Origin of the sequence: Streptomyces acidicola, from assembly GCF_009377235.1 — a bacterium.
Classification (GTDB): domain Bacteria; phylum Actinomycetota; class Actinomycetes; order Streptomycetales; family Streptomycetaceae; genus Streptomyces; species Streptomyces acidicola.
Genome location: NZ_VMNX01000019.1, coordinates 53,256 through 63,548, shown reverse-complemented (window position 1 = coordinate 63,548; position 10,293 = coordinate 53,256). Strand labels below are relative to the sequence as shown.

At 69.3% G+C, this 10,293-nt stretch carries 9 protein-coding genes and 2 pseudogenes; 8 read left to right on the top strand and 3 right to left on the bottom strand.

What is annotated here, in order from left to right:
• Positions 1-244: 244 nt before the first annotated feature.
• The 3 genes and pseudogenes from FPZ41_RS08720 to FPZ41_RS48065 form a co-directional block, all read left to right on the top strand.
• Positions 245-1,083 (top strand): annotated as a pseudogene (locus FPZ41_RS08720) (helix-turn-helix domain-containing protein); the annotation flags it as partial.
• A pseudogene (locus FPZ41_RS48070) lies at positions 1,068-1,268 on the top strand (DUF397 domain-containing protein); the annotation flags it as partial. The pseudogenes FPZ41_RS08720 and FPZ41_RS48070, both read left to right, overlap by 16 nt.
• A gap of 406 nt (positions 1,269-1,674) precedes the next feature.
• Positions 1,675-1,914: a hypothetical protein gene (locus FPZ41_RS48065; protein WP_228022608.1), complete on the top strand. Its 240-nt coding sequence runs from the start codon at positions 1,675-1,677 to the stop codon at positions 1,912-1,914.
• Between the two features lie 170 nt (positions 1,915-2,084).
• On the opposite strand, the gene FPZ41_RS08710 is transcribed toward FPZ41_RS48065, so the two are convergent.
• The gene (locus FPZ41_RS08710; RefSeq protein WP_194236033.1) at positions 2,085-2,645 is read right to left on the bottom strand and encodes a TetR/AcrR family transcriptional regulator; all 561 of its coding nucleotides are present in this window, start codon (positions 2,643-2,645) and stop codon (positions 2,085-2,087) included.
• Positions 2,646-2,728: 83 nt separating this feature from the next.
• Here FPZ41_RS08710 and FPZ41_RS08705 point away from each other — a divergent pair, with 83 nt between their 5' ends.
• Both FPZ41_RS08705 and FPZ41_RS08700 read left to right on the top strand, forming a co-directional pair.
• Positions 2,729-3,406, top strand: a complete 678-nt coding sequence (locus FPZ41_RS08705; protein WP_152860709.1) for a DsbA family oxidoreductase — start codon at positions 2,729-2,731, stop codon at positions 3,404-3,406.
• Positions 3,403-4,572, top strand: coding sequence for an FAD binding domain-containing protein (locus tag FPZ41_RS08700; RefSeq protein ID WP_152860707.1), 1,170 nt, complete (start codon positions 3,403-3,405; stop codon positions 4,570-4,572). Before FPZ41_RS08705 ends, FPZ41_RS08700 begins: the two co-directional genes overlap by 4 nt.
• 314 nt (positions 4,573-4,886) lie before the next feature.
• Here FPZ41_RS08700 and FPZ41_RS08695 read toward each other — a convergent pair whose 3' ends face one another.
• A complete protein-coding gene (locus tag FPZ41_RS08695; RefSeq protein WP_152860705.1) occupies positions 4,887-5,879 on the bottom strand; it encodes a DMT family transporter in 993 nt (330 codons plus the stop codon).
• Between the two features lie 97 nt (positions 5,880-5,976).
• Here FPZ41_RS08695 and FPZ41_RS08690 point away from each other — a divergent pair, with 97 nt between their 5' ends.
• The 3 genes from FPZ41_RS08690 to FPZ41_RS46960 all read left to right on the top strand — a co-directional run bounded on the left by FPZ41_RS08690 (position 5,977) and on the right by FPZ41_RS46960 (position 8,367).
• Entirely contained in the window at positions 5,977-6,864 is an 888-nt protein-coding gene (locus tag FPZ41_RS08690) for a LysR family transcriptional regulator (protein ID WP_152860703.1), read from the top strand.
• 178 nt (positions 6,865-7,042) lie between these two features.
• Positions 7,043-8,023 carry an aldo/keto reductase gene (locus FPZ41_RS08685; protein WP_152860701.1) on the top strand — a complete coding sequence of 327 codons (981 nt, stop codon included), beginning with the start codon at positions 7,043-7,045 and terminating at the stop codon, positions 8,021-8,023.
• Positions 8,024-8,106: 83 nt separating this feature from the next.
• Positions 8,107-8,367 carry a hypothetical protein gene (locus FPZ41_RS46960; protein WP_194236032.1) on the top strand — a complete coding sequence of 87 codons (261 nt, stop codon included), beginning with the start codon at positions 8,107-8,109 and terminating at the stop codon, positions 8,365-8,367.
• Between the two features lie 290 nt (positions 8,368-8,657).
• Here FPZ41_RS46960 and FPZ41_RS08675 read toward each other — a convergent pair whose 3' ends face one another.
• Positions 8,658-10,187 carry a helix-turn-helix domain-containing protein gene (locus tag FPZ41_RS08675; protein ID WP_131566467.1) on the bottom strand — a complete coding sequence of 510 codons (1,530 nt, stop codon included), beginning with the start codon at positions 10,185-10,187 and terminating at the stop codon, positions 8,658-8,660.
• Between the last annotated feature and the right edge of the window lie 106 nt (positions 10,188-10,293).

Below are 10,293 nucleotides of genomic sequence, written 5' to 3'. Positions count from 1 at the left end.
GGGCTGGGTGGCGGGATGGGTGGATGTGCGGATGCGGGGATGTGCCGAATTGGCCTGCGCGTCCGTGTTCGGTGAATTACCGTGCGTAGTCGGATCGTTACGGGAATGCCGCCGAACTTGGTCGGGACGTGCCGTCGACGCGGTGCCGTTCCGCGCCGGTTGACGCACGTTCCACACTGTCCACAGGGGTGACGGTGGGGCGTGGGCACGTGGGGTTGCGCGTGAACCCCGGAGAGGAGTCACCTTGCCGCAGCGACGCCTGGTCACGGGCCGCAGTCAGGAGCCTCGTCAGCGGTTCGCTGAGGAGTTACGGCGGTTGCGGGCCGGCAAGGGGGACAGCCTGCGTCAGCTCGGGGAGCGGCTGGGGTGGGACTGGTCGCTGTTCGGGAAGATGGAGAAGGGGGAGACGCTGGGCGGCCCGGAGGTCGTCCAGGCCCTCGACACCTACTTCGGGACGCCGGGGATGTTGCTGGCGTTGTGGGAACTGGCGCGGGCGGACCGTACGCAGTTTCGGGAGCGGTATCGGCAGTACATGGCGCTGGAGGCGAGGCGACCAGCTTGTGGCATTTCGCTGTCAGTGTCTTGCCGGGTCTGCTTCAAACGCCCGGGTACGCGCGGGAACTCCTGGCAGCGGGCGGCCTCAAGGGCGAGGAACTGGAGCAGCAGGTCGAGGAGCGCATCGGACGGCGGGAATTGCTGGAGGGGGCGGAGACACCTCCGTTCCGGTCGATCATCTCGGAGGCGGTACTGCGAGCGCCGCTGCCTGATGCGAGGGAATGGCGTAAGTAACTGGAGCATCTGCTGGCGATGGCTGAGCGGCAGGACGTGACGGTTCATGTCCTGCCGCTGAGTGTGGGACCGCATGGGCTGATGAACGCCACGGTCATGTTCCTGCGCTCGCTGGACGGACGTACCGTGGCGTACATGGAGAACGGCTACCGGGGCGAACTGATCGAAGAAAACGGCCCGGTTGATCGTTTGCGGCGTGCGTACGATGCAGTGCGCGACCTGGCCTTGTCCCCCGCTGAGTTGCGGAAGTTCGTGCTGCGCCTGTTGGAGGAGGCACCGTGCGATCTTTCGACCCGACATTGGCTACTTGGCGCAAGAGCAGCTACAGCAACCAGGACGGTGGCGAGTGCGTGGAGGTCTCCGACGACTTTGCTGCCACCGTGCCTGTACGTGACAGCAAGCGTCCACACGGTCCTGTACTTAAGTTCGCGGGCGACGAGTGGGCCTCCTTCGTAACTGCCCTGAAGCGTGGTGAGTTGGAAGTCCGAACCTGGTGGCCCCGCAACGCAACGACGCTGAGCATCACGTCCCGTGCCCCCACTGCCGGAGCCCCCCGGCCTCCGGCAGTGGGGTGGTGGATCTGCGGTGAGCAATTGGCAGATCTGGGCCACGGGTGCCCCTGGTGCGGCTTGGGCCTTGTCCCGTCAGGGTTGTCCCACATCTGCCAATCGCTGTCCGGCCTGACGGCCATGGCTCCGCAGCTCTCGGCTCATGCATGTCTGTCCCCGCCCCTTGAACCGTCCTGCCGGACCGCCCCGACGCCGCCAGGGAGGGGCTGCGCGCCCTGGACACCTTGATGCCTCTCGCCTCCTGGCGCACGGTGACCGTCCTGGCGGCGGTTTTCCCGATCATCCCTCCGACTTCAGGGAGGGATTCCCGTACGAGGTGCCCCGCCCGGGCTGGGAGACCTGGTGCGAGATCCAGCACAGTGAACGCGCCCACCTTCCCCGACTCCGGGAGCGGCTTCCGCTTCCCGAGATCGGCGCGGTCCTGGACCGGCTGCCGCTGATCGCCGATCCCGACACCGGGATGGAGGTCCTGAAGGTGGTGTACAAGGCCGGTTTCACCAACCCCGGCACACCCACAATTGCGCCCACGGCATCTACGTGCTCGACGGCACGTTGACGACGCACCAGAACAACTACCCGGCCAGGCGCTTCGTCTGGTGCCGGAAGGCGGCACGTTGACCCACGGCGCCTCCCAGGACGCAGGACGGCGACTGAGCCTTCCTCTTCATCGCCAACACACCAACAAGCCGTTCGACATCCAGTACGTCGAGGACTGATCGGTCCGGGTCAGCCGTGGGTCAGCAGGCGCGATGCCGCCTCCCGCGCGAGAGCGGCGGCGGTGGAATCGCCGAGGCCCACCCGGGCGCAGGCGGCCCCGTCGGCGAGTGTCAGGACCGTCGCTGCGGCCTTGTCAGGGTCGGGTTCCTGCGCTGCCGCGGCGAGTTCCGCGAGATAGCGGAGGATTTCGCGCTTGTGGTCGCGGATCGCCACCCGCACGGGATGATCCGGGTCGGGGTATTCGGCGGCGAAGTTCAGCAGGTCACTGCCGCGGTAGGCGGGGTCGGCGAACTCCTGGCCCAGCAGGTCGAAGATCGCGAGCAGTCGGTCCCGGGGCGTGGAGGCCGTGGCGGCGAGATCGCGCAGACGCGCGCACCACTCGTCGTTGCGCTGTCGCAGGACGGCGGCGACAAGCTCGTCCTTGGAACGGAAGTGCTGGTAGAGGGTCGATTTGGCGACCTCGGCGGCCCGCCAGATCTCATTGATGCCGACGGCCCGCACGCCACACCGGGTGAACAGGTCTGCCGCGGCCGTGACGATCTTGGCGCGAGTGGTGTCCGGGCTGGTCACAGGTCCTCCGGTGCGGGCGGGAATGGGGGCGGCTGGGCCGCTGTTGTCATCGAACAGACTAGTCGGTTCGATTGGAGGATTCCATGATCACTCTTGACGTCTTCAGCGATCTGATCTGCCCCTGGTGCTACATCGGCGGCCGTCGGCTGGACAAGGCCGTCGTCACCGTGAAGGAGCGCACGGGAGAGGAGTTCCACATCCGTCACCACGCGTTCGAGCTGAACCCCGAGATGCCGCTGTCCGGGATGGACCGGCGCGCGTACCGGAGCGGGAAGTTCGGCAGCTGGGAGCGTTCGCGGGAGCTCGACGCCGGGACGGTGTCGGCCGGACGCGACGACGGCATCGTCTTCGACTACGAGGCGATCGCCAGGACGCCGAACACCCGGGCGGGCCACCGGCTGATCGCGCTGGCGGAACAGGAGGCTCAACAGGGTTGGGCGATGGCCGGCCGGCTGCTCGCGGCCTACTTCTCCGGGGGCCAGGACATCGGCGACACGGCCGTACTGGCCCGGGTCGGTCAGGAGATGGGGCTCGGAGACGACGTGGCGGCCCGGCTGGCCGATCCGGCCCTGGAGTCGGCCGTGCAGGAGGACCTGAAGCTCGCCGAGCACCTGGGACTTCGCGGGGTGCCGGTACTGATCGTGGGCGACAAGGCGATCAGCGGCGCGGTCGGCGCCGACGCACTCGTGGAACTCCTCGAACGCCGGACCACCGAGGCGCCGTCCGGAGCCGCGTGCGAGAACGGAGTGTGCTCGCTGTGACCCCTGTATCGGACATCAAGTCGGCGGGCGTGGTCGGCGGTTCGCTGGGCGGGCTGTTCCAAGCGGTCGCACTTGCCGAACTCGGGGTCGACGTCACGGTGTGGGAGCGGTCCGCGGGCCGCCCCGACGACCGCGGCGCGGGCATCGTCCTCCAGCCGAGCGTCGCCTGGTTCCTGAGCACCTTCTGCGGCGTCGATCCCGACCGGATCAGCGTCCCCGTCACCCACCGGCAGTTCTTCAGCCGGGACGGGCGCAGCCACCACACACTCATGGAGCAGCGGATGATCTCCTGGGGAGCGATCTACGCGTCCCTCCGGGACCGCCTCGACAGCGCCCGCTACCACGACGGCCAGCCCGTCACCGCCGTCACACCCCGTCCCGGCGGCGTCGACGTCCACGTCGGCGACGCCGTCCATCGAGTCGACCTCGCGATCATCGCGGACGGCTCCGCGTCCCGTCACCGCGGACTCGTCGCCCCCGACGGTGCTCCGCGCTACGCCGGGTACGTCGCCTACCGGGGAGTGATCGACGAGACGGAGCTCCCGGAGGGGCTGAGCGCGGTCTTCCGTGACCGGTTCAGCTTCTACGACGGGGACCGCACCCAGTTCCTGTGCTACTTCATCCCGGGCGACTTCGGCGCGACCGCGCCGGGCAGCCGTCGTGCGAACTGGGTGTGGTATGTCCGGGCCGACGCGGCCGGCCTCGACCGCATCACCACCGACCGCGACGGCACCGCCCACGGACTGTCCTTGCCCCCCGGACTCATCGCGCCGCAGGTGCACGCCGAACTCCTGGACCGCGCACGGACGTTGCTGCCCGAACCGCTGCGTCTGCTGGTCGAGCACACCCGTGATCCGTTCGCGCAGGCGATCCTGGACGGGCGGGTCAGCCGGATGCGCAAGGACCGGAGGCTGCTGACCGGGGACGCCGCGTTCGTCGTACGGCCCCACACGGCGGCCAGTGCGGAGAAGGCGGCCGCCGACGCCATCACCCTCTTCACCGCCCTCCAGCAACTCCCGTCCCTGGAAGCCGCCTTGGAGGCATGGGAGAGGAACCGGCTGGCCGAGGGAAATGCCCTCTATCGGCACGGCGTCGGCCTGGGGCAGCGGCTCGGTCTCAACAGTCCCTCGTCGGCGGCGGCTGCCGCCGGCGAGGCGACGCCCTGAAGTCCGGCAGGCGACGCCTCATGGTCGCGCCTGCCTCGGGCGAAGGGACGTCAGTAGCCTGCCGGCCTGGCGCCTTTCCGGTGCGTCGCAGGCGCCGGGCCTCGTGGCGCAGCAGGCGCGGACAGGCGATCACCAAGACCGCGCTGTCGGCGTCGGTGAGGACGGTCCGGTGTGTGGGTCTTCGGTGCGGGCGGGCCATGATCCGAGTGCGCCCTCCGGCGGTTCCCACGCCGTGACCAGGACGAGCGTGCCGTCGGCACGGCGGGCTTCGAGGGTGCCTCGGCGCAGTGCGGCGAGGCCGGCGAGGGATCCGCTCACTCCGACGACGACCCGGCCGCCGGTCGCACGTCGGCCCTCGTCCTGTGCACGGTCGGGTGTGCGGGAGCCGTGTCCGGGATCGTTGCACGGCCGCGTCGCTTCGGCGCGAGGCGTCCCTGACTGATGAGGATGCCGAGGAGGACCAGTACGGCCCCGGCGGGCTCGTGCCAGTGGATGGTCTCGCCCAGGGCGAGGATGCCCAGGACCACACCGACGATCGGGGTGAGGTAGGTGACCGTGGAGGCGTTGGTCGCGCCCCAGGCGGCGATGACCCGGTTGTTCAGGATGTACGCCAGCCCGGTGCCGGCCATTCCCAGCACAAGCATGCTCGACAGGACGGACGGGGTCACGTGGACAGGCTCGAGGCCGCCGATGAAGGGGGCGAGGAGAAGGCCGATGGCCGTGGCGAGGACCATCTGGGCGGCGGCGGTGGTGATGGTGTCGTGCCGGGTGCCCCGCAACAGGCGGCGGCTGAGGACGAAGCCGATGCCGTAGCAGAGGTTGGCGCCCAGGCAGGCGAGCTGGGCCAGCAGGAAAGGATCTGCACCGGCTTGGCCGAGGGTGCTCCAGGGGGCGGCGACGACAGAGACACCGAGGAAGGCGAGGATCAGGCCACAGACGCGGGCCCGGGTCAGTCGCTCGTCGGGGAGGACGGCCAGGGAGACCAGCAGGGCCGCGATCGGGGTTGTCGCGTTGTAGATGCTGGACAAACCGGAGGGGATGCTCTCACCGGCCCAGGCGTAGAGCGAGAACGGCACGACGCACAGGAACACCGAGATCACCGCGAGCGCGCCCCACGTGCGGGCATCGCGCGGCCAGCGTCGACGGGTGACGGTCATGACACCGGCCAGGAACAGCGCGCCCAGAGCGATCCGGCCGAGCATGACCTGCGCGGGCGACAGTCCCTCCAGGGACACCTTGATGAAGAGGAAGCTCGCTCCCCACAGCAGGGCCAGCGCACCGAACTGTGTGCTGATGTTCCGGCTCATGTTCTGCCGCCTCCCTGTGGGCCGAGGTGCTGTCAGCGTCACCCTGCGGATAAGATGAAGCAAATCGATGAATTGCATATAGTGATTGGTTAGTTCGATGGAAGTGACTCTGCGGCAACTCGGGGTGTTCGTTGCGATCGCGGACCATGAAGGATTCGGCGCCGCCGCCACCGCGCTCGGCATGAGTCAGTCCTCGGTGTCGCACTCGCTCGCCGCACTGGAGCGCGCGGTGCAGGGCGAACTCGTATGCCGCGCCGCTCCGGTCCGGCCGACCCCGCTGGGTGACGTCCTGCTGCCGCACGCGCGCGCCACCCTCTCCGCCGCCCGCGGTTTCACCGCCGCCGCTGCGGCGCACACGAGCGCTGCGGCCGGAGGGTCGATCGGGCTGGCCGTGCCGCCCACAGCCGCGCGGGGCCTGCTGCCCGGCCTGTTGCGGCTGTGGCACGAGCAGTTGCCCCACGTCGAGATCACGCTCTTCGAGGGCCTCGACGGCGAGATCGGGGAGTGGCTGGAGAGCGGCACGGTCGACGCGGCGATCCTCGTCGACCCGGACCCGCTGCCCCGCGGTGCCCTGCACCTGGCGACCGACGCCTACGAGGCCGTCGTACGCAGCGACCACCCGCTGGCAGGCGAGGAGTCCATCGAACTGGCGGACCTACTGGAGGATCCGCTGCTGGCGACCACCTCCGGTTGCGAGAACCAGGTCAAGCACCTGCACTCCCTCACCGGGCTGCCGTACCGGCCCACCCAGCGCATCCGTGAACTCACCACGCTGCTGTGCATGGTGGAAGCCGGCCTCGGCGTCGCCATCGTGCCGTCGCTGGCGGCGAGCATGCTGTCCAAGACCCTCACCCTGGTCCCGCTCAGGCCGCGTCTGGAACGCCGGCTCGTCCTGACCGGCCCGACCAGCCGTCCCTGGCATCCGAACGTCACCGCGATCCGGGAGCTGGCCGAGAAGCACGTATCCGCACCGGCGTCGAGCTGACGCGGGGTTCAGGTACGGCCGGCCGATCGACATCGCTCGGCTCCCTCGCTCCGGCGACAGTGGTGACGCCGACGAGATCCATCGAATCGAATTTCTGCATCGGACGATGGTTTTGATTGATTTGACGCATCCATGCAGGCTGAACAGGCTGAGCTGACCTCACAAGGAAGGGCGCACCATGTCCATCAGCTATCGTCGGCTCGGCAACTCCGGCCTGACCGTCTCCACCGTCGGCCTCGGCTGCAGCAACCTGGGCAGGCCGAACACCGCCAGCGCCACCCAGGAGGGCAGCAACGCCGTGGTGAGAGCCGCCCTCGATGCCGGCATCACCTTCTTCGACGTCGCCGACACCTACGGCACGCCCCCGGGGCTGAGCGAACAGCTCCTCGGCGCGGCGCTTGACGGGCACCGGGACGACGTCGTGATCGCCACCAAGTTCGGCATGGACGCCGAGGGGGCCAATGGCCGTGACTTCGGCGTTCGCGGCTCGCGCCGCTACATCATGCGCGCAGTCGAGGAGTCCCTGCGCCGGCTGGGCACCGACCGGATCGACCTGTACCAGTTCCACACCCCCGACCCGGGCACGCCGATCGAGGAGACCCTGGCAGCACTCGACACCCTGGTGCGGCAGGGCAAGGTGCTCTACATCGGCCACTCCAACTTCGCCGGCTGGCAGATCGCCCAGGCCGAGTACCTCGCCCGCCAACTCGGCACCGCCCGCTTCGTCGCCTCGCAGAACCACTACAACCTGCTCGACCGCCGCGCCGAGCTCGAAGTCCTGCCCGCCGCCCAGGCGTTCGGCCTCGGAGTCCTGCCCTACTACCCGCTCGCCAGCGGGCTCCTGACCGGCAAGTACTCCTCCGGCAAGGCACCCGAAGGCGCCCGGCTGACCCACTTCCGCCAGGACGACCTCGAGAACGCCGACCTTCAACAGCTCGCGGCCTTCAGCGACTTCGCCGAGAAGCGGGGCCTCACCGAGGTCCAGGTCGCCTTCTCCTGGCTCGCCTCCCGCCCCGCCGTCGCCTCGGTCATCGCCGGCGCCACCCGCCCCGAGCAGGTCGCCCAGAACGCGGCAGCCGTCGGATACGAGTTCGGCACGGACGACCTCGCCGAACTCGACGAGATCTTCCCCCCACTGCCGCCCATCGCGCTCTTCTGACGGCGAGCCGTGGATCGGGTGCGCGTGGACGACGCCCGCTCTGCCTCGCCGGTCCGGTCCCGGTCGGCGAGGAGACGCTCGGCGTGCTCCGGCCGGCGGGGGAGCGTGAGGACGACGACCTCCACCTGCGTGCCGTCGGACAGGCCGCCGTGGTCCTCGGCCTGGAGATGCTGCGCCGCCGCGCCGTCACCGACGCCCAGTGGCAGCTCAGTGGCGACCTGGTCGCGGAACTGGCGAGCGGGACGCTCACCGACCCCGGGGCGGTGACCGCGCGCGCCGACCGGCTGGGCAGCTGCGGCGCAGCCGGAACCGGGTCGGCGATCGTCAGCGCTGGTGCACGGTGACGGGAGTGCTCATGGCCCGCGTGTGGCCGACGAAGCGGGTGCCGCCCTCCAGCGTCACCTCCACCATGTGACCCTCATCGCCTACGGACCGCGCCACGGCGAGCAGGATCCGACCCGGTTCGACGCGCCTGCGCAGGTCATGACCGGTGAGTCGGGCAGAGCGCGTGGCGATCGGGGACTTCGGTCCCGGCCCAAAGTCCCAGAAAAGTCCCCGAGGCGCCGCCACGTCCCCTCCTGCCCCGCATTCATGCAGGTCAGCAGGGGTGTGGCGGCAGTTATTCGCAGGGTGTTCAGATGTCCCGGAAGATCTCGATCTGCGCCCCCACCGAGTTGAGCCGCTCGGCCAGGTCCTCGTACCCGCGGTTGATGACGTACACGTTCCGCAGGACGGAGGTGCCGTCCGCCGCCATCATCGCCAGCAGGACGACCACGGCGGGCCGCAGGGCGGGCGGGCACATCATCTCGGCGGCGCGCCAGCGGGTGGGTCCCTCGACCAGTACGCGGTGCGGGTCGAGGAGTTGGAGGCGGCCGCCGAGCCGGTTGAGGTCGGTGAGGTAGATCGCGCGGTTGTCGTAGACCCAGTCGTGGATGAGGGTCTTGCCCTGCGCGGAGGCGGCGATGGCCGCGAAGAACGGCACGTTGTCGATGTTGAGGCCGGGGAACGGCATCGGGTGGATCTTGTCGATCGGCGCCTCCAGCTTGGAGGGCCGGACGGTGAGGTCCACCAGACGCGTACGGCCGTTGTCCGCGACGTACTCGGGGGTGCGGTCGTGGTCGAGGCCCATCTCCTCCAGGACCGCGAGCTCGATCTCCAGGAACTCGATCGGGACGCGACGGACCGTCAGCTCCGACTCCGTCACCACGGCGGCGGCCAGCAGGCTCATCGCCTCGACCGGGTCCTCCGAGGGGGAGTAGTCGACGTCCACGTCGATGTCCGGCACGCCGTGCACGGTGAGGGTGGTCGTCCCGATGCCCTCCACCCGCACGCCCAGGGCCTCCAGGAAGAAGCACAGGTCCTGGACCATGTAGTTGGACGAGGCGTTGCGGATGACGGTCGTGCCGTCGTGCCGGGCGGCGGCGAGCAGCGCGTTCTCGGTCACCGTGTCGCCGCGCTCGGTCAGTACGATCGGCCGCGCCGGGCTGACCGAGCGGTCCACCGTGGCGTGGTACTGGCCCTCGGTCGCGGTGATGTCCAGCCCGAACCGGCGCAGCGCGATCATGTGCGGCTCGATCGTCCGCGTACCGAGGTCGCAACCGCCTGCGTAGGGCAGCCGGAAGCGGTCCAGACGGTGCAGCAGCGGGCCGAGGAACATGATGATCGAGCGGGTGCGGCGGGCCGCCTCCTCGTCGATGGCGTTCATGTCGAGGTCGGCCGGGGGCACGATCTCCAGGTCGACCCCGTCGTTGATCCACCTGGTGCGGACGCCGATCGACCCGAGTACCTCCAGAAGGCGGTACACCTCCTCGATACGGGCGACCCGGCGCAGCACGGTGCGCCCCTTGTTGAGCAGCGTGGCGCACAGCAGCGCGACACACGCGTTCTTGCTGGTCTTCACGTCGATGGCGCCGGACAGGCGGCGGCCACCGACCACGCGCAGATGCATCGGACCCGCGTAGCCCAGCGAGACGATCTCACTGTCCAGGGCTTCACCGATTCGAGCGATCATCTCAAGGCTGATGTTTTGGTTGCCGCGCTCGATGCGATTCACGGCGCTCTGGCTGGTGCCGAGTGCCTCCGCGAGTTGCGACTGTGTCCAGCCCCGATGCTGCCGGGCGTCACGGATGAGTCTGCCGATGCGTACGAGGTAGTCGTCTCCCATGGGGCGACCGTATATCTGATGTGAGATATACGAAAAGCGGAAGACCGCCTTCCGAGTGAGTCGGCCCGGATGAGGCCTTCCTCGGCCGCGCCGTGCGTGCGGGAAC

What these genes read in the sequence shown, in the direction of transcription:
- FPZ41_RS08690 (WP_152860703.1), top strand. Translation starts at nt 5,977, where the DNA reads ATGGAAGTGACTCTGCGGCAACTCGGGGTGTTCGTTGCGATCGCGGAC.
- FPZ41_RS08685 (WP_152860701.1), top strand. Translation starts at nt 7,043, where the DNA reads ATGTCCATCAGCTATCGTCGGCTCGGCAACTCCGGCCTGACCGTCTCC.
- FPZ41_RS08695 (WP_152860705.1), bottom strand. Translation starts at nt 5,879, where the DNA reads ATGAGCCGGAACATCAGCACACAGTTCGGTGCGCTGGCCCTGCTGTGG.
- FPZ41_RS08675 (WP_131566467.1), bottom strand. Translation starts at nt 10,187, where the DNA reads ATGGGAGACGACTACCTCGTACGCATCGGCAGACTCATCCGTGACGCC.
- FPZ41_RS08705 (WP_152860709.1), top strand. Translation starts at nt 2,729, where the DNA reads ATGATCACTCTTGACGTCTTCAGCGATCTGATCTGCCCCTGGTGCTAC.